The sequence below is a fragment of the Enterobacter cloacae complex sp. S2 genome (assembly GCF_015159675.1).
GTDB lineage: Bacteria > Pseudomonadota > Gammaproteobacteria > Enterobacterales > Enterobacteriaceae > Enterobacter > Enterobacter intestinihominis.
In genome coordinates, this window is the sequence record NZ_JADDTS010000044.1 from 41,709 (window position 1) to 68,118 (window position 26,410).

The window sequence follows — 26,410 nt, forward strand, 5'->3', positions numbered from 1 at the left end:
TAACGAATCACTATCAGGTTATTCTAAAGCCGTACATTTCGCTGGTTTTAGCATCAGCCCGCAGAAACCGATTTGCCTTAAGGTCCATTATTCGTCAAGCACAACCGTTACGATCAATGCCGCAAGAAATCGTCCCTTTTGTCGTCTCCTCCGCCGTTTGCTTGCTTACCTGATTCGCTAAAGTAATGGCGTGAAGAAGTCTACAGGACCAAATCGTGGCAAAAACACTTTTACGCAGCGGTAATCTGGATGATTTTCAGGCCGTTGGCGGCGGCGGACAGGCCGTTTTTGAATCAGCGCTGCAAATCCGCGAAGCGCTTCGGTTGCGCAAACAGCAGGCTATCGTCGATTGCCTGGCCATTCCACAGGTCAATGACGGCGGCGATCGCGTTGACTGGTACTCCCCGGTTGAGGGAACCGTCTCCAGCTGGAAGGCGGCGGATGAAGACGATCGTTTTCGCGCCCTGCGCTATCTGGAAAACACGCTCGCCAGCATGGAGTCGCTGAGTAAAAAATGCCTTCAGTCACCGAAAACGGCGCAGCAACTGTTTGGATCTCTGCTCTCTAAAGCTTTCCAGTTTCCCGGTGAAAACTTTGTTTTCCTGGTGGATGGCAAACCGGTGATCTGCTTCTGGGGTTTCGTCAATCTTAACGAAAACGCGCGCGACGACGTGCTGGACTGCCTGCGCGAATCGTTGGTCCCTGAACCTGAACCCGTGATGATTAACGAACCTGAACCTGAGCCTGAGCCAGAACCGGCCCCGGTGGTGACCTTCGAGCAGGCCGACGCGCCGCTTATCACGCCTGTAGCTACCGTGCGTATCACCGAAGATGAGCTGTATACGCCAGAGCCGGTGCGCATGAACACCGTGCCGTCAGAGCCCGCACCAGCGGTGGTGCAGAAAAAACGTCGCTCCCCCCTGTGGTTGCTGCCGGTTGCCGCCGTCATTATTGCAGCCATTGCCACGCCGCTGCTCTGGCCAAAACAGGCTCCGACCGCAGCGCCAGCACATGTCGCCATTGCTCCGGCCCCCGTGAAGACGGTTGAGCCGCTTGAGCTGAAACTCCCGCTGCACCAGGCAGAAGTGGTAGAGCCGAAGGTGAAGACGCCTGCCCCGGCAGCCGAACCGGTGGTCATTACCGCTATCCCGAAAGATGCGATGGTGATGGAGGCAAACCAGGTCAAAGCGGGGTTAACGCGCTTCCTGAACGGCACCTGGCGCGCGTTTCTCGATGTGCAGGATCCGCTCACCGGCAAACCGCCGTCTCTGCGCTACCAGATCCAGAACAATAAAGGTTTCGCCCGGGTCGTGCATGGCGACAACATTGTCTGCCGGGTAGACGTCTTTTCCGGATTACACAGCAACGGCGAGCTGTTGATCAAAACGCGCGGAAACGCTCGTTGCACCGACGGTTCACGCTATCCGATGCCGGAAGTGACCTGTAAGGCAGGTGCCAGCGACGTGGCGGAATGCACCGCACGGTACGATGCCAACACCGTCGTTACTCTGACGTTCAAGAAAGCAGGTGTCTGATCCTATGCTGGTTAATCTTTGCGACTATAAACAGAGCGTGACGTTGATTGCTAACAGCGGCGTACAGTTTCTCGATTTTGGCCTGACTCCGCAGGACACCGCCAGCAACGGGCGTTTCGTGCGTAAAACGGCAAATGGCCCGCTGCTGCGCCTGGATTTTGACCTGGTCAACGGCCGGTACACGCTGCCTGCCACCGATGGCGGGAAGCCGGAAGTGGTCAAGCCTGAAAGCACCATTCCACTGCATGACTCCCTGACCGTGCTGGACGGTGTATGGCTGCCGCTCCCTTTCCTGCGCTTTAACCCGCCGCGGACGTTTGTTGATGGCCCGGATAACTGGTCGCGCGTCCAGGTACGGAAGTTGTCCACGCCCGACGCGGCTGGCAATACGCACCGGGTCACCGTCGCGCTCGACAGCCAGATTGCTGAGCATGCGACGTCTGCCCTGTCGCCGGTTGAAAACGACATTCTTAACGGCACGCGTTTCGCCCTCGCCTGGCGCGACAGTGAGGTTGAGAGTTTCCTCGACCAGACCTGGATTGACGGCTGGCTGCGTGAAGCCTTCACACAATATGCTGACGGTGTTGAAAAACGCGCCGAGCGCGAGCTGCATCAGGCCATGCGCAGCTTTGAATATCAGGCGCACTGGCTCAACCTGCTCTCCATGCTCGGTGAACAACTCACCGTGCCGGAAGTGAAGTTTGTCACCCATACCCTGAGCACCCCTGCTATTCCTGTCGATTTGATCCTTGACGTAGGCAACACCCACACCTGCGGCGTGATTATTGAAGATCATGGTGATGCCAACGACGGCCTGCGCCAGACGGCTGAACTTCAGGTACGATCTCTGAGTGAGCCACAGTTCCTGAATGAGCCGCTGTTTACCAGCCGTCTTGAATTTTCCGAAGCGCGTTTTGGCAAGCAGCACTTCTCGGTGGAAAGCGGCCGGGAGGATGCATTCGTCTGGCCGTCCATTGTCCGCGTGGGTGATGAAGCGCGTAAGCTGGCAATGCAGCGTCTGGGCACGGAAGGCAACAGTGGAATTTCCAGCCCGCGTCGCTATCTGTGGGACGAGACGCCGGTGGTGCAGGACTGGCGCTTTAGCCAGATGAACAGCAAAACCCAGCGCGAACCGCTGGCAACTGCGTTTCCGCTGATGAACCTGATGAACGACGACGGGGAACCACTCTTTACGCTGCCGCAGGATGAGCGTCTGCCGGTGTTCTCTCCGCAGTACAGCCGCAGCACCCTGATGACGCACATGCTCTGCGAGCTGCTGGCTCAGGCGCTTGGCCAGATTAACAGCGTAGCCACCCGCTTGCGGCTCGGCTTCCCGGCCTCTCCCCGCCAGCTGCGGACGCTGATCCTCACCCTGCCTTCGGCGATGCCGAAACAGGAGCGCGAGATTTTCCGGCGCCGCATGTTCGAAGCCATCGCCATCGTCTGGAAAGCGATGGGCTGGCACCCGCAGGATGAAGATTTTGCCAGCCGTAAACAGCAGGAAAAAAGCGTGGTGCCGGTCCCTGAGATCCAGATGGAGTGGGACGAGGCCAGCTGCGGCCAGCTGGTGTGGCTGTATAACGAAGCCATTTCCCACTTCGGTGGCCAGACCGAGGCCTTTTTCGCCTCCCTTGCCCGTCCGGATCGCGCGCCTGAGCCTGGCGTCCAGCCGGGGCGCGCTCTGCGCGTGGCCTCGATTGATATCGGCGGCGGCACGACGGATATGGCCATCACGCACTATCAGCTAGACGATGGTACCGGTAATAACGTCAAAATCACCCCGCAACTGCTGTTCCGCGAAGGGTTCAAGGTCGCTGGCGACGACACGCTGCTGGATGTGATCCAGCGCTACGTTTTGCCCGCACTGCAAACCCAGCTTCAGAAATCCGGCATAGCCGATGCCTCCCAGCTGATGGCATCCCTGTTCGGTGACTCCGGGCGGATCGATACCCAGGCGGTCCTGCGCCAGCAGACGGCACTTCAGCTCTTTATGCCGATCGGTCACGCGATCCTGGCGGCGTGGGAATCGAGCGATGTTGACGATCCGCTGGCCGGGCTGCATGCCACCTTTGGCGATCTGCTTGCGCAAAAACCGACCCGCAACGTGATGAACTATCTCCAGCAGGCGATCGACCATGCGTTGCCTGCCGGCTCAGAACACTTTGATCTGTTCAGCGTCCCGCTGCACGTCAGTTTCCGCGAGATGCAGGACGCGATGCTGGCGGGTCAGTTCACGCTTGCCGCCCCGCTGCATGCGGTATGTGAGGCGATCTCTCACTACAGCTGCGATATTCTGCTGATCACGGGACGGCCAGGCTGTCTGCCAGGCGTTCAGGCCTTGATTCGCCACCTGCAACCGGTGCCCGTCAACCGCATCGTCTGGCTGGATAAATACCAGGTTCATGAATGGTATCCGTTCAGCCAGCAGGGACGGATCGGCAACCCGAAATCCACCGCCGCCGTGGGTGCGATGCTCTGCAGTCTGGCGCTGGATCTTCGTCTGCCGCGCTTTAACTTTAAAGCAGCAGATATCGGCGCGTACTCTACGGTGCGCTATCTGGGCGTGCTGGATAACACCATCAATACCCTGCGGGACGAGAACGTCTGGTATCACGATATCGACCTCGATAAACCCGGCGCGAAACTGGACGCCCGTCTGCACTTCCCGCTGCGCGGCAACGTTACGCTCGGCTTCCGGCAACTGGCCAATGCCCGCTGGCCCGCGACGCCGCTCTATACCCTGAGCATCAACTCTGCCGAGCTGGCGAAAGCCATTGCGGGCGACGGCGTACTGAACGTGCGCCTGAAGCTGTGTGGCGGCAGTAAGCAGGAGGGCCCGGAATCTTTCGAGCTGAGTGATGCCTGGCTACAGGACGGCACGCCAGTGCCGCCGGACGCCCTGACCTTTAAACTGAATACTCTGGCCGATCGCCGACACAGCGGCAGCCACTACTGGATCGACAGCGGGAGCGTATACCTTAAATGACTGCGACGACTGCCACCACTCAGGCCTTAATCGGGTGGATCAACGAGACGCGACAGCACGCCCCGATGCTGGATAACGAAGCCGACGCCCTGCTTGCCCGCCTTAACGCCGCGCGCGCGCGTGAAGAGGCCCTCGAACGTGCCCTTGTCTGCCAGGGCAGCATCGGCTTATACGGCCACTCGCAGGCCGCGAAAGCGCATCTGCTGGCCTCCCTGTGCGGCAGCGGCGACGAACGGCTGAACGTTACGCCGGGTCAACGCACGTTTGATTACTTCTCGCATATTAACCCCGGGCATGCGCCGACCAATATGGCCGTGCGTTTCACCAGAGCGACCAGCGAGGTCGCAGACGACGCGTTTCCCCTGCGCCTGAGCCTGGTAACGGAGGCCGAGCTGGTACAGCTGTTTATCGCCCGCACCACGTTGGATCCGCAGATCCGTGCGGTGGATAAATCGGTGATTGAAGCCCGGCTTGAGAAGTGGCGTACGCTGCGTCAGCCGCACAGCGTGCCGGGAATAACGGCGCAGGAAGTCGCGACCGTTGCCCGGTTCTGGCAAACCGTAGTACCCGGCGCTAAGCAGCATATTGATGATGCCCTGTGGCACCAGTTTGCCCTGCTGGTTCCGTCGCTTGATCTCAGCACCCGCGCCAGCGTCTGGTCTCTGCTGTGGGGTGAGCAGCAGGAGTTAACCCAGCAGTGGCTTAAACTCGCCCAGGTGCTGCATCAAACCAGCCATGCCAGCGCGCTTGCGGCGCCGTTGAGTCTGCTGGTGGACAGTTTTGGTCTGCCGTGTGAAGGTTTCCTTACTCACGGGGCCTTTACCGTGCCGGAAGCGCAGGAAACATTGCTTCATCCGGTAAATAACGGCGAGTTGCTTAATGCCATTAGCCTGCCCGTCGATGTGCTGGCCTGCCTGACCCGCGAAGTGGTGCTGCCCGTTGAAAACTGCGTTCTGGATAACGTAGATATTATTGATATTCCGGCCATTTCTGAGGAAAACACGCCGCTGATGACGCAGGCAAAATGCCTGTGGTTGCTGGAGCATTATCGTCAGCACATACAGCCTGATGTCCTGGTTATCTGCAATGCGACGGCCCACCACCAGCAGACGGCAAAAACGGCCAGGCTCCTGCAAAACTGGGTCAAAGAGACGCAGCCGGTGGAAGAGTCCGCGTTGCCGGGCCTGGTCTGGGCCATTACCCCTCACGATGCGCGGTTTACCACAAAGCAGAATCTGGACGAAGCGGTGCAACAGTTGCTGGGCCAGCCGGGTCTGCGCTGGGGCACGCTCCAGGCGCTCGAAACCCACAGCATGCAGCGGGTAATTGAATGGCTGTCGCAGGCTACCCTTCCAGCACAGCGCCAGAAGCGTCTCCACGCGCTGAAAAGGCTGTTGCAACAGTCTCTTTCGACGCTGATGCGCGCATACGTCGCCCCACTCACTCAGGAGCCAGGCGCAGGGCGGGCAGAGGCCGAAAAAATGGTCCGAACGCTGCAAGGCAGCGCCGCTCGTCATGGTGAACTGCTTGAGGGGCTTCTGCCGCCGTTAAACGCGTTTGAGACGCTGCTGACGGTTCACCAGCCCCGTGAGGAAAAGGTCAACGGCCTGTTTAACGACGTTATCGATCTGTTTGCGGAAGAGACGCCGGAATATCCAGGCGCGTTGCAGACCAAAGACAAGGCGCGACTGGCCCATAACGTGTGGGTTAACCATCTTCGTCAGTGGAGTCGCAACGACGCGGCCGCCGCCCGTCTGGGCCTGGACCCAGAGGTATTGCAGCAGATTGCGGATGTGCTGATCGTTACCAGCTACCGGCTGGATCTGCCGCTGCAACTGCAACGCATTGCAGAAACAGATAAAAGCAGTGCTGCGCAGCTGCATGCCGCGACAGGCAATTTCATTAGCTGGCTTGGCTATGAACTGACGCCCGTTTCTGAACGGCCTGCAAGCCGGATCCGCAAAGGTCAGCCAATTTTTGTGACGCCAGTTGTGAGCAACGCTTCACCCCGTCTTACCCGACTTGGCGAGCAGCCTGTTCATGCGGCGACAGCCTATGTTTATGACTGGCTGGTTGCGCTCTACACCCGCGCGATTGAGAATGTGGATTATCAGTGCCCGTATGACATTAAGCCTGATGCGCGGAAAGCCTTGTCTGCCTTGCTGTCTTAATCATTGCAGCCCGCAGCAATGCGGGCTACCCCTTCATGATCCGTTTATGAAGCCAGACAAAGCCTGAGCCAACGCTGACGGGTTTTCCCAGGACATTGAATGGCCCGCATCAGGGATAATTTTTACAGCAACGCCGTTTTGTTGCAGGCGATTAAAATCTTCATCAGGCAGGGACCACTCACCAAAAACTAACATGACCGGGCAGCTCAATGACAAAAACAGGTGTTCCCAGTCGGGTTTAACGCCCTTGACCAGGCTCGTTGCGCCGCGCCAGACGGCCCAGGGGGCATTGCTTTGAAGGCTTCCAGACCACGCCGTCGTTTCCGCCCGCAGCATGTCATCATAGCCCTGTTCCAGAAAATGTTGTTCCGTTTGGGCCGCAATTGCCCGGCTGAACATCCCGCCACCCGCATGAAAATTGGGTTCAGATACTATCAGGCCCTTAACGCGCGACGTTAACAGTGCTGCCGTTTCGATCGCGATACTCCCCCCCATGCTATGACCATACAGCCATAGACTATCCAGGCCGAGATGGTTTAACAGTTCAACCACCACCTGCGCCTGTTCGCTCGTGCGATAACGGTAGTTGTCAGGTTTGTCACTGTAACCGCTACCGGGAAGATCGATCAGAATGGCTCTGCGCCCCCCGAAACGGGTATCACAGACAATACGAGGATATTCATACGACGATGCACAGCCCAACCCGTGGATAAACACAACCGGGTCACCGAAACCGGGAAGATCCTGCCAGCGCACCGTGCAGCCTGCTTGCTGCGAATAGAAACTGTTCATAAGCACTCCATGTATGACGGACTGTATATTTATACAGCCTCAATGTATGGAATGCTATGGCTGGATGCCGATTCTGGAAGCGTGCTTCAGAAAAGAGAGATCAACAGGGCAACAGGAAAGCTCATCGGCCAGGTGGAACCCACCAGGAATGCGCTCAACAGGCGAATACGTTTACGATCTTTAGACAGGAACCAGGTGATTAATGCGCAGATGGAGGCCATGATTGCGTAGAACACCAACATCTTTTGATACAACGTCATTCTGTTTACCTGAGCCGAAAAATAACCGCACGCAATATGCGTCATATGTTGACACAGATCAAGTTTTTTCGTTACATCATAACCACTTAAATACTAAGGATAATAACAACTGAGTACCTTGTGTAACAACGCCGGGTAAAGCAAAACGGTTATTATTGATAAGATGCATATTAAATGCACTTATTGATAAATTCATCCCCGCAGAAAGCAGTTTAATAACAGCAGGCTTTTAAGGGAGGAAACATGCTACGCATTCCGCAGAGTTGCATTCACACCCGTTCCACGCCTTTCTGGAACAAAGAAACGGCCCCCGCCGGCATTTTTAAACGTCACCTTGATACGGGCACGCGCCCGGGCGTTTACCCTCGCCTGTCGGTGATGCGCGGCGCGGTGCGTTATCTGGGCTATGCTGATGAATTTACACCTGAGCCTGACAGCGAGCTCGTCATTGAAGCGGGTCGTTTCGGCGTTTTCCCGCCAGAGAGATGGCACCACATTGAGGTGATGACCGACGACACCCTGTTCAATATTGAATTCTTTGTTGAACCTGAGGTGCTTAAGTCCCTTTAAGCGCCCGCCAACATGAAGGAAACTATGATGTTACGTATTCCTGAAAACTTTGTTCATACCCGCTCGACGCCGTTCTGGAATAAAGAGACCGCCCCAAAAGCGCTTTTTACCCATCACAACACCAAAGCCGGCGTGTACGGTCGGTTATCCGTCATGCAGGGTGCAGTGCGTTACTTTGGCTTTGCCGATGGCGACGCCACCGAACCCGATCTGGAAGTGGTCATTGAGGCCGGTTCTTTTGGCATCTCCCCACCACAAAAATGGCACCGCATTGAGCTACTGACCGACGACACCTATTTTAATATCGACTTTTTCGCGGATCCTGCCGTCACGCTCAGCGGTGCGGGCATCGGTAAAGTGGTCAACACGCATAAGGAGTAAATAATGGGTAAGGCTACCTATACCGTGACCGTCACCAACAACAGCAACGGCGTGTCGGTGGATTATGAAACACAAGCGCCAATGGAGCTGTTGATCCCGGACGTCGCGGCAGATGTCGTGAAGGATCTGGTGAACACCGTTCGCGCCTACGATACGGAAAATGAACACGAGGTATGTGGCTGGTAAGCTGAATCGCCCGGCACTGCGCCGGGCATGAGGGTTTAGTGTTTAAACATGACATGTCGGACTACCGTGTAATCCTCAAGTCCGTAGACCGACATATCTTTTCCGTAACCGGATAACTTCATCCCGCCGTGCGGCATTTCGCTCACCAGCATAAAATGGGTATTGACCCAGGTGCAGCCATACTGCAACCGTGCGCTGAGGCGATGGGCGCGTCCGACGTCTTTTGTCCAGACGGACGAGGCCAGGCCGTATTGCGAATCGTTAGCCCAGTTCAGCACCTGCGCTTCATCCTCAAATTCTGTCACGCTGACCACCGGGCCAAACACTTCGCGCTGGACGATCGCATCTTCATGCTTCGCCCCGGCCAGCAGCGTTGGCTGGAAGTAATATCCTGCCCCCTCTTTTTTACTGCCACCGGTGACGACGCGGATATGTCCAAGGGTTTTGGCTTCGTCCACGGCAGCACAAACGCGGGAAAGATGCGCGGCGGAGCTGAGCGGGCCCAGCTCCGTTGATGTATCGTCCGGCGCGCCCATTTTCAGGCTGGTAACAGCTGCGCCCAGCTTTTCGACCAGCGCGGAGTAAATCCCCTTCTGGGCATAGATACGACAGGCTGCGGTACAATCCTGACCAGCATTGTAGAAACCAAACGTACGCACGCCTTCAACCACGGCATCCAAATCTGCATCGTCAAAGACAATGACCGGGGCTTTTCCGCCCAATTCCATATGGGTACGTTTAACTGAAGATGCGGTATGCCCGATAATATGTTCTCCGGTAGCAATAGAGCCGGTGAGAGAAACCATACGGACTTTTTCGTGACCGGTCAGCGGATCTCCTACGGTTTTGCCGCGACCAAACAGCACGTTGAGCACGCCTGGCGGGAAGATATCTTTCGCCAGTTCCGCCAGCTTCAGCGCCGTCAACGGGGTGATTTCAGACGGCTTGATGACGACACAGTTTCCCGCCGCCAGCGCGGGCGCCAGCTTCCACGCCGCCATCATCAGAGGATAGTTCCAGGGCGCGATAGAGACGACAACGCCAACCGGGTCGCGGCGAATCATTGAGGTATGTCCTTCGAGGTATTCTCCGGCAGCCAGCCCATTCAGGCAGCGGGCGGCCCCGGCAAAGAAGCGAAACACATCGACCACGGCCGGGATCTCATCTCCCTGGACACAGTGCAGCGGTTTCCCGCAATTTAGCGACTCCAGTTGTGCGAACGCGTCAGCGTTGGCTTCTATCACATCAGCCAGTTTCAACAAACTTTCGGCGCGCGTTTTGGGCGTCGTTTGCCCCCACTCAGTGAACGCGCGATCGGCAGCCTGGACGGCAGCGTCCACCTGTGCTGCCGACGCTTCAGCAATCTCCAGCAATACTTCACCCGTGGCAGGATTGTAAACCGCCTGCTTCTCACCCTCGCCGGTCACCAGTTCACCATTAATCAGCAGTTGATTTTGCATAGCATCGTCCTGTTGAAATCGACATAGTTTTCGCTGTCAGCACACGTTCTGGCGGGTCGATGAGTGACAACGTCACGTCACCAATCCGCACTCCCTTACTAAAGGTAGACCGCGCATCATGTCGCTTCAGGAATTTTCATCAAGGTGTGACTGGGGGCAGCATCATTTCGCGAATTAACGCCGCCAGCTGGACGACCGCCTGCTCCTCCCGCTCGCCCCATCCCCATGAGGTATTGAAACGGAAAAACGGTGTCCAGATATTGGAGGTGGAAAACATTTTGCCGGGCGCAATGCTGATTTGATGAATTAATGCCTTTTCACTCAACTGCCCCGCATCCAGCTGTTCAGGCAGTTCCAGCCATAAAAAGTAGCCGCTGTCGTTATGATGGATTTTGACGCCAGCAGGCATATGGCGCAAAAGCGATTGCCAGGCCTGCTGTTTGCGTTCAGCAAGCGTGCGCCGCAGGCGACGAAGGTGGGCGTCGTAACGTTTGGTCGCCAGGTAATCCACCAGCGCCAGCTGCATGGGGGAGCTGGTGGATAACGTACTCATCAGCTGTAACTGCTGAATACGGCGCGCATGTTTTCCCGCCGCCACCCAGCCAATACGGAAACCGGCCACCAGACACTTAGAGAATGAGGAGCAGTGCAACGTCATATCCTGCTTATCCCAGGCCTTTGCCGGAAGCGGCTTTTCGCGGCCAAAGTAGAGTTCGCTGTAAACATCGTCTTCAATCAGCGTGACGTTATGCCGGGTTAATAAGGCCACCAGCTGAGCTTTCTTCTCTGCACTCAGCGTGAAGCCGAGCGGGTTCTGACTGTTGGTCATCAGCCAGCAGGCTTTCACCGGATAATCATTTAACGCCTGCTCAAGGGCACTGAAATCGATGCCCTCACGCACGTCAGTAGCAACCGACAGCGCTTTCAGTTTCAGACGTTCAAGTGCCTGGAGTGCGCCATAAAAACAGGGGTTTTCAACGATAACCCAGTCACCTGGTTCAGTGACAGCCTGCAAACTAAGGTTGAGTGCTTCGAGCGCGCCCGCGGTGATCACAATTTCGTCCGGGGAGATATTCATCCCCTGCTGAGCGTAGCGACGGGCAATGGCATGACGTAAGTCGACGTTACCCGGCGGCAGGTTTTCAATCACACTCATGGCCGTGGCCGTTTTACTGACATTAGCCAGCGAGCGGTTGAGTTGCTGAAGCGGGAATAGGCGCGGATCGGGAAATGCCGAGGCAAAAGGGACAACGGAGGGGTCGCGGCTGGCCTGTAGCACGTCGAAGATATAGGTGTTGATGTCAACTACTTCATCGCGCATCACCTGCGCGGGCGGTGCTGGCTGGTGTGTGGTCGGGCGGGCGGCAACGTAATAGCCTGACTGCGGTCTGGCAACAATGCGCCCCTGACTTTCCAGCATCTGATACGCGTGGCCCACGGTCATAAAACTCATGCCGCTGCTTGCCACCTGCTCTCGCAGAGAAGGCAGCTTATCGCCCGGCAACCATACGCCAAGCTCAATCTGCGAGATAATTTGTTGCGCCAGACGCTGGTATTTTTTCATCAGATTCTCCTTATTGCTGACAGTGTATATCAGCAGGAGAAAAAGAGAAGATTTTGCTAACTGTTATAGGAAACGCGGCAGATTACTTGCGGTACTCTGTAATGTGATTCTGAGCAGAACGCGCTGCGGCCAGGTGGTCGAGCGTGATCATCGACGATTTGCAGAAAATGCATTTCGCGCCGAACGGATTTTTGTCAGACACATCAAAAGCTGAGGTGCGGTACTGCGAGCCATGACAGCATGGGCAGCGGAAATGGATATAAGAAGTCATAGGATTCTCCTGTAAACGTAAAAACGTAAATTACTCATGAGCCGATCAGGCAATAAATGGTTCGATACAAAACTAATCGGAATGTAGATAAAGACCCAAGAGAGGCTGCGGAGAGGCACAACGTGATGAGAACTGCTTTATAAAACTACGTCAGATATTTATTTGGATTCAAAACCAGAAATCCATTAACGCATGTTGCTGGCGACATAGCAAGCTGTTTAATGCGTAAAAATCATAAAAAGAAATTTTTTATTCTTCCTTGTTACCTATATCAGCCAGATAAAGTTCAGCTTTTCCCACAACTGTTATAGATAAATTATCGATTTCTGCTTCTGATATCTCATTTGCCGCCTCTCTATCATAACAGTACACCGTTTAACATTGAGGCAGTGCATGTTTGGTTTAGATGCGTTTCATCTTGCGCGAATACAGTTCGCCTTTACCGTATCCTTTCATATTATTTTTCCGGCGATAACCATTGGCCTGGCGAGCTATCTCGCCGTGCTGGAAGGGCTGTGGTTGAAAACAAAAAATCCCGTCTGGCGCTCGCTGTACCATTTCTGGTCGAAGATCTTCGCCGTCAACTTTGGGATGGGCGTGGTCTCCGGCCTGGTGATGGCTTATCAGTTTGGCACTAACTGGAGTGGGTTTTCCCAGTTCGCGGGCAGTATTACCGGCCCCCTGCTGACCTATGAAGTGCTTACCGCGTTCTTCCTTGAGGCGGGGTTCCTCGGGGTAATGTTGTTTGGCTGGAATAAGGTCGGGCCGGGGCTGCACTTCTTTTCGACCTGCATGGTCGCACTGGGGACCCTCATGTCTACGTTCTGGATCCTCTCGTCAAACAGCTGGATGCAGACACCGCAAGGGTATGAAATCATCAACGGTCAGGTCGTTCCGGTGGACTGGTTTGCCGTGGTGTTTAACCCCTCCTTCCCTTACCGCCTGCTGCACATGTCAATAGCGGCATTTCTCAGCAGCGCGCTGTTTGTCGGTGCTTCCGCGGCCTGGCATTTGCTGCGCGGAAACAATACGCCCGCTATTCGCACCATGTTTTCCATGGCGTTGTGGATGACGTTGATCGTGGCCCCAGTCCAGGCGCTGGTGGGGGATATGCACGGGCTTAACACCTTAAAATACCAGCCAGCGAAAATAGCCGCCATAGAAGGCCACTGGGAGAATCCGCCGGGTGAGCCTACCCCACTGCTGCTATTTGGCTGGCCGGATATGGAGCAGGAACGGACCCGTTTTGGCCTGGAAATTCCCGCTCTCGGCAGCCTGATCCTGACCCACAGTCTCGATAAACAGGTTCCGGCATTGAAGGAGTTCCAAAAAGAAGATCGTCCGAACGCCACCATTGTCTTCTGGTCTTTCCGCATCATGGCCGGCCTGGGAATGTTGATGCTGCTCCTGGGCGTGACGGCAATCTGGCTGCGTTATAAACAGCGACTTTATACCTCACGTTCCTTCCTGTGGTTTGCCCTGCTGATGGGGCCGTCCGGGCTGATCGCGATCCTCGCCGGATGGGTAACAACGGAGGTCGGCCGCCAGCCCTGGGTCGTCTATGGTCTACAGCGTACAAAGGATGCGGTTTCCGCGCATGGCGATCTGCACATGAGCGTCAGTTTGCTGGCCTTCTTCGTGGTTTATACCGCGGTATTCGGCGTGGGTTACAGCTATATGGTGCGTCTGATTAAAAAAGGGCCGCAGCCCCATGAATCCTTCGCGACTGAATCCGATGGCCGCCCTGCTCGTCCGCTTTCTGCCGTCACCACTGAATTTAAGGAGTAACCGTAATGGGTATCGATCTTTCCATTATCTGGTTCGTGATTATCGTTTTCGCCACGTTGATGTATATCGTGATGGACGGTTTTGATTTGGGGATAGGCATCCTGTTTCCGGCAACGCCGAATGCGGACGACCGCGACGTGATGGTCAATAGCGTGGCTCCCGTCTGGGATGGCAATGAAACCTGGCTGGTGCTTGGCGGTGCGGCCCTGTTTGGCGCCTTTCCTCTCGCCTATGCGGTTATCATCGACGCGCTAACCATTCCACTGACAATAATGCTGATCGGGCTTATATTTCGTGGCGTCGCCTTCGAATTTCGCTTCAAGGCCACTCCGGCGCACCGCCCGTTCTGGGATAAGGCCTTTATTGGTGGATCAATTGTGGCGACCTTTAGCCAGGGCATCACCGTCGGCGCGGTCATCCATGGGTTCAGCGTCACTGGTCGCGCTTACAGCGGTGGTCCGTTTGACTGGTTTACCGCGTTCAATTTTTTCTGCGGTGCGGGTCTTGTAGTGGCTTACGCGCTGCTAGGTTCAACGTGGCTGGTAATGAAAAGCGAAAATGCCCTGCAACAGCGGATGCGTCAGGTATCGAAAGTGCTTCTGCTCCTGCTTCTGGTATTCATTGCAGTAATCAGTATCTGGACCCCTCTCGCCCAACCAGCTATTGCTGCGCGCTGGTTTACGCTGCCGAATCTGTTTTATCTGCTGCCCGTTCCTGCGCTGGTTGCGATCCTGAGTCTGTGCCAGTGGCGCTGCCTGAACGATCCTGCGAGCCATACTCTGCCGTTTATTATGACATTAGGGCTGGTTTTTCTTGGCTTTAGCGGGCTTGGGATCAGCATCTGGCCGCATATTATCCCGCCGGACATTACCCTGTGGCAGGCCGCTGCGCCAGTCCAAAGCCAGGGCTTTATGTTAGTGGGTGCACTGTTGATCATTCCCGTGATTCTGGTCTACACCTTCTGGAGTTATTACGTTTTTCGCGGAAAAGTACAGCATGGGGAGGGTTATCACTGATGCAACAACCTGTATGGAAACGTTTGATGTGGCTTGCCATCATCTGGGGCGGCAGCGTTCTGGCGCTGGCCTGCGTAAGTATGCTCTTTAAAATGCTGATGGCCGCAGCCGGATTTAAATCGCACTAACTCACTGACCGGGTGCGCCGCCGCCCGGTCCCTTCCCGCACTTTCAGATAAACCCCATTAACACCCAGGAGGGTATGGTTACACTGAAAAAATATTTACGGTATTGATAGTTTGAGAAAAAAAATGAAAAAGCTCGCGGCAGTAAGTTTAATCAGCCTCGCACTGGCTGGATGCGTTAATCCTGGTAAAGCCTCCGTTCAGACCGAACAGCTAGAGAATCATCGTTTCGTTCTGGAAAATGTGGATGGCAAAGCGGTTAAAGGCGGGAAAACCCAGCCTGAAATTCGCTTCAGTGCGCAACCCAATATCAGCCTGATTAACAACATTGTCGTCTCCGGCACAATGTGCAACGGCTTCAACGGCCAGGGGAAACTGTCCGAAGGAGAGTTGACGGTCAAAACGCTGGCAATGACGCGGAAACTCTGCACCGAGCCGCAGCTAAATGAACTGGATCAGACCATCGCCGATATGCTACGCACAGGCGCACAGGTAGACCTGACCGAAGACCAGTTAACCCTGGCGACAGCCAATAAAACATTGATGTTTAAGCGAGTTGAATAACTCAGTAGCTTCCGCACGAACCTACGGCAAGCGACTGCTCACTACAGCGTTTGCCATTTGGCAATGCGCACATGCCGATGGCGGAGCCATCGAGCTGACGGGCAACGGAGAGTGAACCGCCGATCATTGCGCAGTTGGCCTGACCTGAACTGGACATCGCCGCCCGCATACCTGGCGTAACGTGTGCCGCTGTCGCCTGCTGTACAGGTTCATTGCTGCATGCCGACAACAGTAACGCGGCACATCCGACCCAAAATGCTGAACGCATACCTTCCTCCCCATAATTAACGCGAAACCTATGCATAATAGGCATCACGCGCCGCATCGTCGAGAGCGGATGTGCGTATTTATGCGCCCTGGTAACAATTTCTCGCAATTTTTTAACGCGAGTAGCCATCGAGTCATTGATACAGCGCATACCAAGGACACAAAAGCGAAAATCGTAAAACCTGAGCTTTGCTAAAATACACAGATAATATTCAGGGTCTGTCGTCGTTTTTCAGGCCCCTCTTTTTGCGCAATGTAAGGGTGTTGTCCTATGCAAACTATTGACGGCAATGGTGCAGTCGCGTCTGTTGCGTTTCGTACCAGCGAAGTGATCGCCATCTACCCCATCACTCCCAGCTCCACGATGGCTGAACAGGCTGACGCCTGGGCTGGTAATGGGATAAAAAACGTCTGGGGCGATGTCCCGCGAGTTGTAGAGATGCAGTCCGAAGCCGGTGCCATTGCCACCGTGCATGGTGCGTTGCAGACCGGTGCCCTGTCGACCTCGTTCACGTCGTCTCAGGGGCTGCTGTTGATGATCCCCACGCTTTACAAGCTGGCAGGGCAATTAACGCCGTTTGTGTTGCACGTTGCCGCACGCACCGTAGCCACTCACGCTCTCTCTATTTTTGGCGACCACTCAGATGTGATGGCCGTGCGTCAGACCGGCTGCGCTATGCTCTGCGCCAGCAGCGTGCAGGAAGCGCAGGACTTCGCGCTGATTTCGCATATCGCCACGCTGAAAAGCCGAGTGCCATTTATTCATTTCTTCGATGGTTTCCGTACGTCCCACGAGATCAATAAAATCGTTCCGCTACCGGACGACACTATTCTTAATCTGCTGCCGCAGGCTGACATCGATGCGCATCGCGCTCGCGCCCTCAATCCGGAACATCCGGTGATCCGGGGTACCTCTGCGAACCCGGATACCTATTTCCAGTCCCGCGAGGCGACAAACCCGTGGTACAACGCGGTCTATGAACACGTTGAACAGGCGATGGACGATTTTGCCGCTGCGACGGGCCGCGAATATAAGCCGTTTGAATATTACGGTCATCCGCAGGCCGAGCGCGTGATCGTCCTGATGGGCTCCGCCATTGGCACCTGTGAAGAGGTGGTTGATGAGCTATTGACGCGTGGTGAAAAAGTTGGCGTGCTCAAAGTTCGCCTCTACCGTCCCTTCTCAGCGAAACACCTGCTCGCAGCCCTGCCGGACAGCGCGCGTGCAGTGGCGGTACTGGACCGCACCAAAGAGCCTGGCGCACAGGCTGAGCCACTTTATCTGGATGTGATGACCGCTCTGGCTGAGGCGTTTAACCGCGGTGAGCGCGAAACGCTGCCGCGCGTCATTGGCGGGCGTTATGGATTGTCTTCCAAAGAGTTCGGGCCGGAGTGCGTCCTGGCGGTATTTGCTGAACTCCGCGAGGCAAAACCGAAGCCGCGCTTTACGGTCGGCATTTATGATGACGTGACTAACCTTTCTCTCCCCTTGCCGGAAAACACCCTGCCCTCGAATGCGAAACTGGAAGCGCTGTTCTACGGTCTGGGTAGCGACGGCAGCGTCTCGGCGACCAAGAACAACATCAAAATTATCGGCAACTCTACGCCGTGGTATGCGCAAGGATATTTCGTCTACGACTCCAAAAAAGCGGGCGGACTGACCGTCTCCCATCTGCGCGTCAGCGAACACCCGATCCGCTCGGCATACCTGATTTCTCAGGCGGATTTTGTTGGCTGTCACCAGCTCCAGTTCATTGATAAATATCAGATGGCCGAGCGCCTGAAGCCCGGCGGTATTTTCCTGATCAACACCCCTTACAGCGCCGACGAGGTCTGGGCACGCCTGCCCCAGGAAGTGCAGGCGGTGCTTAACCAGAAACAGGCGCGCCTGTATGTCATTAACGCCGCGAAGATCGCCCGCGAATGCGGCCTGGCGGCGCGCATCAATACGGTTATGCAGATGGCGTTCTTCCACCTGACCAATATTCTGCCGGGCGACAGCGCGCTGATGGAGCTTCAGGGTGCAATCGCCAAAAGCTACAGCAGCAAAGGTCAGGAACTGGTTGAGCGCAACTGGCAGGCGCTGGCGCTGGCCCGCGAATCGCTGTTCGCGGTGCCGTTGCAGCCGGTCAATGCCAGCAGTCCGAACCGGCCGCCAGTGGTGTCTGACGCCGCCCCGGATTTCGTCAAAACCGTCACGGCGGCGATGCTTGCCGGACTGGGCGACACCCTTCCCGTCTCTGCGCTTCCGCCTGACGGAACCTGGCCGATGGGCACGACCCGCTGGGAAAAACGCAACATTGCCGAAGCGATTCCCATCTGGAAAGAAGAGCTGTGCACCCAGTGCAACCACTGCGTGGCGGCCTGCCCGCACTCGGCCATTCGCGCCAAAGTGGTGTCGCCAGAAGCGTTAGATGGCGCGCCGGAAAGTTTGCACTCGCTGGATGTAAAATCCCGCGATATGCGTGGTCAGAAATATGTCCTACAGGTGGCGCCGGAAGACTGTACCGGCTGTAACCTGTGCGTCGAGGTGTGCCCGGCGAAAGATCGTCAGGACCCGTCAATCAAAGCCATCAATATGATGTCGCGTCTTGAACATGTTGAAGAAGAGAAAGTGAATTATGATTTCTTCCTCGACCTGCCCGAAATCGATCGCAACAAGCTGGAACGCATTGACATTCGTACCTCGCAGCTCATCACCCCGCTCTTCGAGTACTCCGGGGCGTGCTCCGGCTGCGGCGAAACACCGTATATCAAACTGCTCACTCAGCTTTACGGTGACCGAATGCTGATTGCCAACGCGACGGGCTGCTCGTCGATCTACGGGGGTAACCTGCCGTCCACGCCATACACCACCGACGCGAACGGTCGCGGCCCGGCGTGGGCAAACTCGCTTTTCGAGGACAACGCAGAATTTGGTCTGGGATTCCGTCTGACGGTCGATCAGCACCGCGCCCGCGTAATGCGTCTGCTGGCACAGTTTGCCGATAAGATCCCGGCAGAACTGAATGATGCCCTGCATGCGGAGGCCACACCTGACGTTCGTCGCGCGCAGGTTGCTGAACTGCGCAACGCGCTTCAGGGTGTTGAAGGGGCTGAACAACTCCTCACTGATGCTGACGCGCTGGTTGAAAAATCTGTCTGGCTGATCGGCGGCGACGGGTGGGCCTACGATATTGGTTTCGGTGGTCTTGACCATGTCCTGAGCCTGACCGAAAACGTCAATATTTTGGTGCTCGATACTCAGTGCTATTCCAACACCGGCGGACAGGCCTCGAAAGCAACGCCATTGGGGGCGGTCACGAAATTTGGTGAGCACGGCAAGCGCAAGGCGCGTAAAGATTTGGGCGTCAGCATGATGATGTATGGACACGTCTACGTCGCGCAGATTTCGCTGGGGGCGCAGCTCAACCAGACGGTGAAAGCCATTCAGGAAGCGGAAGCGTATCCAGGGCCGTCGCTGATTATCGCCTACAGTCCGTGTGAGGAGCATGGCTACGATCTGGCGCTCAGCCACGACCAGATGCGTCAGCTCACCGCAACCGGCTTCTGGCCACTGTACCGCTTCGACCCGCGCCGTGCCGATGAAGGGAAATTGCCGCTGGCGCTGGATTCGCGTCCGCCGTCAGACGCCCTTGCCGAAACCTTACTTCAGGAGCAGCGTTTCCGCAGGCTGAACGCTCAACAGCCAGAAGTGGCAGAGCAGCTATGGAAGGATGCGGCAGCGGATCTACAGAAGCGTTATGACTTCCTGGCGCAACTGGCGGGGAAAGCCGAAAAATCGACCAGTGAATAACTTTATGCCCGGCTTGTCCGGGCATTTTTTTGCCAAAAAAAGCCCGATGCACGTGCACCGGGCGAATCCAGAAGATCGGTGAAAATTGCCTCAATGTTCTGAACAATATTCACGTGAATTATGGATGAAAAAATCTTAAAGGCATATAACGGCGTGGAGGTTACCTTGTTTTCCACGTAATTAATAATTTTTATTTTGTATTGATTATCATAATTCATTCATGACATCTATCGTTATTTCAACCGCATCATTTAGTTTAGATTTTACTTAACCCGTAACAATTATATTTTATTCATCCGCCGTCAGAGTGATTTAGCATGGGACAGCTTTCCAGCCCGGAAAGTTCACGAAGTAATAAAAAAATAACTGCAAAGGAATAATCAAAATGCAAAGAAAAGTACTGGCACTGATGATCCCCGCTTTGTTAATGGCTGGCGCCGCTCACGCAGCTGAAATTTATAATAAAGACGGCAATAAACTGGATCTGTATGGCAAAGTAGATGGTCTGCATTATTTCTCTGACGACGCGTCTAAAGATGGCGATCAAACCTATATGCGACTGGGCTTCAAAGGTGAAACCCAAATCAACGACATGATGACCGGCTTCGCACAATGGGAATACAACATTCAGGCAAACAACACCGAAGGTTCTGACAATCAGTCCTGGACGCGTCTGGCCTTCGCGGGTGTGAAGGTGGGCGATTACGGCTCCTTCGATTACGGCCGTAACTATGGCGTCCTGTACGACGTTGAAGGCTGGACCGATATGCTGCCAGAATTTGGTGGCGACTCTTATACTTATGCCGATAACTTTATGACCGGTCGTGCAAACGGCGTGGCGACCTACCGTAATACCGACTTCTTTGGTCTGGTGCAGGGTCTGAACTTCGCGGTGCAGTATCAGGGTAATAATGAAGGTAATAACTGCGACGAGAATTTCTGCTCTACCAATGAAGGGACCAACAACGGTCGTGATACACGTCATGAAAATGGTGACGGTTACGGTATATCCGCAACCTACGATTTCGGCATGGGCTTCAGCGCAGGTGCGGCATATACTTCATCTGACCGTACCAACGATCAGGTAAATTACACTACTGCGGGCGGCGATACTGCGGATGCATGGACCGCAGGTCTGAAATACGATGCCAACAACATTTATCTGGCAGCAATGTATTCCGAAACCCGCAATATGACGCCGTACGGCGACAATGCAGATGCGGTGGCAAACAAAACCCAGAACTTCGAAGTCACCGCACAATATCAGTTCGATTTCGGTCTGCGTCCGGCTATTTCCTATTTACAGTCCAAAGGTAAAGACCTGGGCAATGGCCAGGACGATAAAGATCTGGTGAAATACGCTGACGTCGGTGCTACCTACTATTTCAACAAAAACATGTCCACCTATGTTGATTATAAAATCAACCTGCTGGATGAAGATGATTCGTTCTACAAAAACAATGGCATCGGTACGGATGACATTGTAGCGTTAGGTCTGGTTTACCAGTTCTAATCCCGTTAGCCCGCAGCGATCTGCGGGCTAATTTTATCGCTGTTTCGCCTGTTCTTTGCGAAAAGAGAGATAACCAATTACCCCGCTGTCGCCATCCATAGGGTGATTTACTCCATCCATTACCGCCACTTCCGGGAAGTCGAATGGCGTGACATTTTCCAGACAGGCGACATTCACACCATATTCATTGGGATTGGAACGTCGTTGATGGAACGTGTAAATACCGCAAATCGAACAGAAGAAATGGCGCGCCGTGCCGGTGTTGAAACGGTACTCTGTGAGCGTGTCCGCGCCCTGCGTCACCTTAATGCCCGTCAAAGGCGCTGAAACCACTACCGCCCCACGCATCCTGCAAAACGAGCAGCTACATCGACGTGCGGTATTCAGGCCGTCCGTCAGCTCAACCGTAAATTTCACCGCCCCACAATGACACTGTGCATGACGAATATCAGCCATTGTTATACTCCTTTTCTCACTAACTCAGCCGCTTTTAAAAAGACCTCATCTTCGACACCATCCCCCTTCTGCCTGCCGAGCCTTACCAGCTCAGCGACAATACTTTCACGGTTGATGATCTTCTGGGATGAAACCAGCCCGATAACGGCGGCACCAATCGCCAGCCCAACTAATCCTGTCTGCTCGTCTTTATTTTTCATAGAAGCGCTCCCTTGTCCCCCTCAAAAGCGTAGCAGGAGAAATGTAAAACGCGCTGGTACGCGGGAATGAGATCCGTGCTTTATCTCAGCTGTTCGCCAGGCAAAACAGTAGGGGTTCTGAGCGGTTATCAGACAACGTTGAAGAGGACAACATGAATAGCGGTGCGCATAGAGAGGCCGAATGGGTGTTAAAACCGCCTTCGAAAAGGCGGCAGGTCATTACTCTGGATCTTTATCGCCTGATTCAGGCGCTGAGCCAGGATCATCTTTCGGTTTTTTTCCATCCTTATCCGGGTTATCCGGGCTGGGATTATAATCAGGATGGTCACCATTAACGGGACGGTCAGTCATTTTCACCTCCGTTTTTACTGCGTAAGCTGTAAGTGTAGACAACCCTTCAGTCTTAACCAAACTTCTCCTGTGGAGCTCATTTGTAAATCGTGCTGGCATTCGGCGCTGCAATCCGTACCATACACGACACACTTTCGCATGCTGGTTTTTACCGGTAGCCGCAAACCCGTCTTTTATCGCTAACCAGATGGGGCACGTAAATGCGCAGATGGTGTATGAAATCTATGCTACATGGATAGAAGAGATGAACACGAAGCTGACGCTTTGAAATCGTTTTCCTCACCCTGTGCCCCATTTGAGATCTGAGTAACGAATAGATGCAACAAAATCAAGAAATTAACAAGAAAGAACAGTACAACCTGAATAAACTGCAAAAGCGACTGCGCCGTAACGTGGGCGAAGCCATTGCAGACTTCAACATGATTGAAGAAGGCGATCGCATCATGGTCTGCCTGTCGGGCGGTAAAGACAGCTACACCATGCTGGAGATCCTGCGCAATCTACAGCAAAGCGCACCGGTGAACTTTTCCCTGGTCGCGGTTAACCTCGATCAGAAACAGCCGGGCTTCCCGGAGCATATCCTGCCGGAGTACCTTGAGAACCTGGGCGTTGAGTACAAAATCGTAGAAGAGAATACCTACGGCATTGTTAAAGAGAAGATCCCAGAGGGCAAAACGACCTGCTCGCTCTGCTCACGTTTGCGTCGCGGCATTCTGTACCGCACCGCAACCGAACTGGGCGCCACCAAGATTGCGCTTGGTCATCACCGGGACGACATTCTGCAAACGCTGTTTCTGAATATGTTCTATGGCGGCAAAATGAAGGGAATGCCACCGAAGCTGATAAGCGACGACGGCAAACACATCGTGATCCGCCCACTCGCCTACTGCCGCGAGAAAGACATTGAGCGTTTCTCCCAGGCCAAAGCCTTCCCTATCATTCCGTGCAATCTGTGCGGCTCACAGCCGAACCTGCAACGTCAGGTCATTGGCGACATGCTGCGTGACTGGGATAAACGCTATCCGGGCCGCATCGAAACCATGTTCAGCGCCATGCAGAACGTGGTGCCTTCGCACCTGGCCGACGTTGAACTGTTCGATTTCAAAGGGATTAACCACGGTTCAGAGGTGGTGAATGGCGGGGATCTGGCGTTTGACCGCGAAGAGATCCCGATGCAGCCTGCTGGCTGGCAGCCAGAGGAAGAGGATGCGCAATTCGATGAACTGCGCCTGAACGTGGTAGAAGTCAAGTAACCTGGCAGCGTCTCAGATATCGTTTCTGAGACGCGTTTTAAGCTTATTTCAGCAGTCGAACGCGGCAGGTCTTCCCTTTAATCTTCCCGCCCTGCAACTGCTTCCAGGCCTTATGCGCAACCGACTGGCGAACCGCTACGTAGACATGCGCAGGATGGACCGTGATCTTGCCAATATCTGCCCCGTCGAGACCGATATCCCCAGTTAACGCCCCCAGAACGTCACCGGGACGCATTTTGGCCTTTTTACCGCCGTCGATGCACAGGGTGGCCATCTCCGCCGCCAGCGGAGCGATGCTGATATTACCAGGGGTATTCACCCAGTTGAGTTTCAGTTGCAGCATTTCCGCAAGAATATTGGCGCGCTGCGCCTCTTCAGGTGCGCAGAAGCTGATGGCGAGACCACTGTTACCTGCACGCGCGGTACGCCCGATGCGGTGGACATGCACTTCCGGATCCCATGCCAGTTCGAAATTCACCACCAGCTCAAGCGATTTAATATCCAGGCCACGGGCCGCCACATCCGTTGCAACCAGCACGCGAGCGCTGCCGTTAGCGAAACGCACCAGCGTCTGATCGCGATCGCGCTGTTCCAGATCGCCATGCAGCGATAATGCGCTCTGTCCGGCATCATTCAGGGCATCGCACACCGCCTGACAATCTTTTTTGGTATTACAGAACACCACGCAGGACGCTGGCTGGTGTTGGCTCAGCAATTTTTGTAGCAGTGGAATTTTGCCCTGCTGCGATGTCTCGAAGAACTGCTGCTCAATCGCCGGTAACGCATCGACAGTATCGATTTCAATGGTCAGCGGGTTCTTCTGCACGCGCCCGCTGATCGCTGCAATCGCCTCGGGCCAGGTGGCAGAAAAGAGCAGCGTCTGGCGTGTGGCTGGGGCAAAGCGGATCACTTCGTCAATCGCATCGCTGAAGCCCATATCCAGCATGCGGTCAGCTTCATCCATCACCAGCGTTTGCAGTGCATCGAGTGAAACAGTGCCTTTTTGCAGGTGATCGAGCAGACGGCCCGGCGTTGCCACAATGATATGCGGCGCGTGCTGAAGGGAATCGCGCTGCGCACCGAACGGTTGCCCGCCGCAGAGCGTTAAAATTTTAGTGTTAGGCAAAAAACGCGCCAGACGACGCAGCTCACCCGCGACCTGGTCGGCCAGCTCGCGCGTCGGGCAGAGTATCAGGGACTGAGTCTGAAACAGGGTTGCATCAATGTATTGTAACAGGCCTAGCCCAAATGCAGCCGTTTTACCACTGCCGGTTTTCGCCTGCACGCGCACGTCACGGCCTTCAAGGATAGCCGGCAGCGCGGCGGCCTGGACAGGGGTCATAGTGAGGTAGCCCAACTCATTCAGGTTAGTCAGTTGGGCTTCAGGCAGAACGTTCAGCGTGGAAAAAGCGGTCACAATATACTCTCGTGGTAATGATTGCAGTCAGATGGCGCGTATCCTCGCAGATCTGCGCTAACGATGCGACAATTTAATCGGTTCTTCATCCGGCGGCGGATCCGGCATCGGCTGCGGACGTGGGACAGGATCGGGTATCGGCGTCGGATCGGTGGGCACCGGATCGGACTGCCAGGTGTTGAGGCGTTGCAGGGCAAGTAGCATACTCATCTTTTCCTCCAGATTAGGGTGCTGACCCCTAAAGGGTAGACGCAGATAAACAGGAGGCAAAAAAAAAGCCGACTATGAAGTCGGCGTCGTACGAATCAATTGTGCTATGCAGTAATTCAAAAAAAGGAAGTAAGACAATATGGAGCGCAACGCCCATCGCTTGACGTTGCATTCACCTGCGGGAGTAATATTGCACCTAACATGGTCGGAGTTTATTGACTTCGCTCAATTAAAATGTCGTTTTGAAGCCGACTCTGCCTCAGAAAAGCGTAAATTTACAGCCATTTACTACGATGCAACCACCATGCAACACCCCCAATCAAAACCACTAACATGACGCAAAACGTGGTGAAGCCATAGTGATATTCACCGCCGGGGATCCCTCCGAGGTTTACGCCAAACAACCCCGTCAGGAAGGTACTCGGTAAAAAGACCATCGCCATCAGCGACATGGTGTACGTTCTCCTGGCTAACGACTCCTGCATCACCTGGGCTATCTCATCCGCCATGACTGCCGTTCTGGCAATACATGAGTCAATCTCGTCCAGTCCACGTCCGAGCCGGTCAGCGATATCCTGCATTCTGCGGCGCTGATCGTCGTTCATCCAGCTCATGCGTTCGCTGGCCAGCCGCGCATAAACGTCGCGCTGAGGGGTCATATAGCGGCGCATCACGATGAGCTGCTTACGCAGCAGCGCCAGAAAACCACGTGGGGGGATTTGCTGATCGAGCAGGTTATCTTCCAGATCGATGATTTTATCGTGAAGTTCTTCTATAAACTCGCTGGCATGATCGGTCAGCGCATCACACACATCCACCAGCCAGCTGCCGCAATCCGTAGGCCCCGTGCCCTCTTTCAGATCGTTAATGACGTCATCCAGCGCCAGCACTTTTCGCTGGCGGGTGGAAACAATCAGCCGTTCATCCATATAAACACGCATTGCCACCAGCTGATCCGGACGCTCATCCGTACTGCCGTTTATACAACGCAGCGTAATTAACGTCCCCTCACCCATCCGGCTGACGCGGGGTCTGAGACTTTCTCCCGCCAGCGCATCCCGAACGTTGTTGGGCAATAGCGGCGTGGACGCGAGCCACTCGGCGCTGTCCGGGTGCGTGTAGTTGAGGTGCAGCCAGCATGGATGTTCGCTGTCGATGTGATCCTGATCTTCAAGCGGCCTTGCGCCGCCTTGTCCATCAAACACCCATGCAAAAACTGCGTCAGGTACGTTAACCTCAGACCCTTTAATGCTCTCCACAGCGCCTCCACCGTTTTAT

25 protein-coding genes and 1 pseudogene are annotated in these 26,410 nt (G+C 54.9%); 14 read left to right on the plus strand and 12 right to left on the minus strand.

The genetic code is table 11. From position 1 onward, the window contains the following. Positions 1–215 precede the first annotated feature (215 nt). From IPZ49_RS19735 to IPZ49_RS19745, 3 genes are read left to right on the plus strand one after another with little or no spacing between them, the layout of a single operon-like run. Positions 216–1,535: an SrfA family protein gene (locus tag IPZ49_RS19735; RefSeq protein WP_063145850.1), complete on the plus strand. Its 1,320-nt coding sequence runs from the start codon at positions 216–218 to the stop codon at positions 1,533–1,535. 4 nt (positions 1,536–1,539) lie between these two features. Beyond that, positions 1,540–4,521 carry a virulence factor SrfB gene (locus IPZ49_RS19740; RefSeq protein WP_063928894.1) on the plus strand — a complete coding sequence of 994 codons (2,982 nt, stop codon included), beginning with the start codon at positions 1,540–1,542 and terminating at the stop codon, positions 4,519–4,521. Next, entirely contained in the window at positions 4,518–6,692 is a 2,175-nt protein-coding gene (locus tag IPZ49_RS19745) for a virulence factor SrfC family protein (protein WP_063145848.1), read from the plus strand. The genes IPZ49_RS19740 and IPZ49_RS19745 overlap by 4 nt, the downstream gene beginning before the upstream one ends. 33 nt (positions 6,693–6,725) lie before the next feature. Here IPZ49_RS19745 and IPZ49_RS19750 read toward each other — a convergent pair whose 3' ends face one another. Both IPZ49_RS19750 and IPZ49_RS19755 read right to left on the minus strand, forming a co-directional pair. Then, positions 6,726–7,484, minus strand: coding sequence for an alpha/beta fold hydrolase (locus IPZ49_RS19750; RefSeq protein WP_063932766.1), 759 nt, complete (start codon positions 7,482–7,484; stop codon positions 6,726–6,728). An 86-nt stretch (positions 7,485–7,570) separates the two neighbouring features. Next, positions 7,571–7,744 carry a GhoT/OrtT family toxin gene (locus IPZ49_RS19755; protein ID WP_003856960.1) on the minus strand — a complete coding sequence of 58 codons (174 nt, stop codon included), beginning with the start codon at positions 7,742–7,744 and terminating at the stop codon, positions 7,571–7,573. 243 nt (positions 7,745–7,987) lie between these two features. On the opposite strand from IPZ49_RS19755, the gene IPZ49_RS19760 reads away from it, so the two are divergent. Genes IPZ49_RS19760 through IPZ49_RS19770 form a run of 3 tightly spaced genes read left to right on the plus strand, consistent with a single transcriptional unit; the run spans position 7,988 to position 8,881 of the window. Continuing rightward, a complete protein-coding gene (locus IPZ49_RS19760) occupies positions 7,988–8,314 on the plus strand; it encodes a DUF1971 domain-containing protein (RefSeq protein WP_015570441.1) in 327 nt (108 codons plus the stop codon). A gap of 27 nt (positions 8,315–8,341) precedes the next feature. Next, positions 8,342–8,695, plus strand: coding sequence for a DUF1971 domain-containing protein (locus tag IPZ49_RS19765; protein ID WP_003856958.1), 354 nt, complete (start codon positions 8,342–8,344; stop codon positions 8,693–8,695). 3 nt (positions 8,696–8,698) lie between these two features. Beyond that, positions 8,699–8,881: a DUF1869 domain-containing protein gene (locus IPZ49_RS19770; RefSeq protein WP_014070439.1), complete on the plus strand. Its 183-nt coding sequence runs from the start codon at positions 8,699–8,701 to the stop codon at positions 8,879–8,881. Between the two features lie 35 nt (positions 8,882–8,916). Here IPZ49_RS19770 and patD read toward each other — a convergent pair whose 3' ends face one another. The 3 genes from patD to IPZ49_RS19785 form a co-directional block, all read right to left on the minus strand. Continuing rightward, positions 8,917–10,341: an aminobutyraldehyde dehydrogenase gene (patD, locus tag IPZ49_RS19775; protein WP_063145845.1), complete on the minus strand. Its 1,425-nt coding sequence runs from the start codon at positions 10,339–10,341 to the stop codon at positions 8,917–8,919. 139 nt (positions 10,342–10,480) lie between these two features. Beyond that, positions 10,481–11,905 (minus strand): PLP-dependent aminotransferase family protein, encoded by a 1,425-nt coding sequence (locus IPZ49_RS19780; RefSeq protein ID WP_063145844.1) that lies wholly within the window; start codon positions 11,903–11,905, stop codon positions 10,481–10,483. 82 nt (positions 11,906–11,987) lie between these two features. Further along, complete coding sequence (locus IPZ49_RS19785; RefSeq protein ID WP_017693360.1) at positions 11,988–12,176, minus strand: hypothetical protein; 189 nt, start codon at positions 12,174–12,176, stop codon at positions 11,988–11,990. Between the two features lie 393 nt (positions 12,177–12,569). Between IPZ49_RS19785 and IPZ49_RS19790 the strand changes: the two genes are divergently transcribed. From IPZ49_RS19790 to hslJ, 4 genes are all read left to right on the plus strand, one after another. Further along, the gene (locus IPZ49_RS19790) at positions 12,570–13,964 is read left to right on the plus strand and encodes a cytochrome ubiquinol oxidase subunit I (RefSeq protein ID WP_063932765.1); all 1,395 of its coding nucleotides are present in this window, start codon (positions 12,570–12,572) and stop codon (positions 13,962–13,964) included. Between the two features lie 5 nt (positions 13,965–13,969). Next, on the plus strand, positions 13,970–14,980 hold the full coding sequence (cydB, locus tag IPZ49_RS19795) for a cytochrome d ubiquinol oxidase subunit II (RefSeq protein ID WP_015570437.1): 1,011 nt from the start codon (positions 13,970–13,972) through the stop codon (positions 14,978–14,980). Beyond that, entirely contained in the window at positions 14,980–15,108 is a 129-nt protein-coding gene (locus IPZ49_RS19800; RefSeq protein WP_017693358.1) for a DUF2474 domain-containing protein, read from the plus strand. Before cydB ends, IPZ49_RS19800 begins: the two co-directional genes overlap by 1 nt. Before the next feature lie 123 nt (positions 15,109–15,231). Beyond that, the gene (hslJ, locus tag IPZ49_RS19805; protein WP_015570436.1) at positions 15,232–15,669 is read left to right on the plus strand and encodes a heat shock protein HslJ; all 438 of its coding nucleotides are present in this window, start codon (positions 15,232–15,234) and stop codon (positions 15,667–15,669) included. Position 15,670: 1 nt separating this feature from the next. Here the strand turns inward: hslJ and IPZ49_RS19810 are convergent, their stop codons facing one another. Next, positions 15,671–15,937, minus strand: a complete 267-nt coding sequence (locus IPZ49_RS19810) for a DUF333 domain-containing protein (protein WP_003856935.1) — start codon at positions 15,935–15,937, stop codon at positions 15,671–15,673. Positions 15,938–16,207: 270 nt separating this feature from the next. Here IPZ49_RS19810 and nifJ point away from each other — a divergent pair, with 270 nt between their 5' ends. Beyond that, positions 16,208–19,732, plus strand: coding sequence for a pyruvate:ferredoxin (flavodoxin) oxidoreductase (nifJ, locus tag IPZ49_RS19815; protein WP_063932764.1), 3,525 nt, complete (start codon positions 16,208–16,210; stop codon positions 19,730–19,732). Between the two features lie 385 nt (positions 19,733–20,117). After that, positions 20,118–21,245, plus strand: coding sequence for a porin OmpC (ompC, locus tag IPZ49_RS19820; protein ID WP_017382260.1), 1,128 nt, complete (start codon positions 20,118–20,120; stop codon positions 21,243–21,245). A gap of 33 nt (positions 21,246–21,278) precedes the next feature. Here the strand turns inward: ompC and IPZ49_RS19825 are convergent, their stop codons facing one another. The 3 genes from IPZ49_RS19825 to IPZ49_RS23370 all read right to left on the minus strand — a co-directional run bounded on the left by IPZ49_RS19825 (position 21,279) and on the right by IPZ49_RS23370 (position 22,252). Then, positions 21,279–21,701 carry a GFA family protein gene (locus tag IPZ49_RS19825; RefSeq protein WP_032653714.1) on the minus strand — a complete coding sequence of 141 codons (423 nt, stop codon included), beginning with the start codon at positions 21,699–21,701 and terminating at the stop codon, positions 21,279–21,281. Positions 21,702–21,703: 2 nt separating this feature from the next. Further along, positions 21,704–21,901 (minus strand): hypothetical protein, encoded by a 198-nt coding sequence (locus IPZ49_RS19830; protein WP_000790642.1) that lies wholly within the window; start codon positions 21,899–21,901, stop codon positions 21,704–21,706. A gap of 219 nt (positions 21,902–22,120) precedes the next feature. Beyond that, positions 22,121–22,252, minus strand: a complete 132-nt coding sequence (locus IPZ49_RS23370; RefSeq protein ID WP_017693355.1) for a hypothetical protein — start codon at positions 22,250–22,252, stop codon at positions 22,121–22,123. 70 nt (positions 22,253–22,322) lie between these two features. Between IPZ49_RS23370 and IPZ49_RS19840 the strand changes: the two are divergent. Together IPZ49_RS19840 and ttcA are read left to right on the plus strand one after the other, a co-directional pair. Then, a pseudogene (locus IPZ49_RS19840) lies at positions 22,323–22,520 on the plus strand (tyrosine-type recombinase/integrase); the annotation flags it as partial. Between the two features lie 49 nt (positions 22,521–22,569). Beyond that, complete coding sequence (ttcA, locus tag IPZ49_RS19845; RefSeq protein WP_045907293.1) at positions 22,570–23,505, plus strand: tRNA 2-thiocytidine(32) synthetase TtcA; 936 nt, start codon at positions 22,570–22,572, stop codon at positions 23,503–23,505. A 43-nt stretch (positions 23,506–23,548) separates the two neighbouring features. Here ttcA and dbpA read toward each other — a convergent pair whose 3' ends face one another. From dbpA to zntB, 3 genes are all read right to left on the minus strand, one after another. Further along, the gene (dbpA, locus tag IPZ49_RS19850) at positions 23,549–24,922 is read right to left on the minus strand and encodes an ATP-dependent RNA helicase DbpA (protein ID WP_033486895.1); all 1,374 of its coding nucleotides are present in this window, start codon (positions 24,920–24,922) and stop codon (positions 23,549–23,551) included. 57 nt (positions 24,923–24,979) lie between these two features. Next, positions 24,980–25,126 carry a hypothetical protein gene (locus tag IPZ49_RS19855; RefSeq protein WP_275427718.1) on the minus strand — a complete coding sequence of 49 codons (147 nt, stop codon included), beginning with the start codon at positions 25,124–25,126 and terminating at the stop codon, positions 24,980–24,982. Between the two features lie 281 nt (positions 25,127–25,407). Then, entirely contained in the window at positions 25,408–26,391 is a 984-nt protein-coding gene (gene zntB / locus IPZ49_RS19860) for a zinc transporter ZntB (RefSeq protein ID WP_017382256.1), read from the minus strand. Positions 26,392–26,410: the final 19 nt, after the last annotated feature.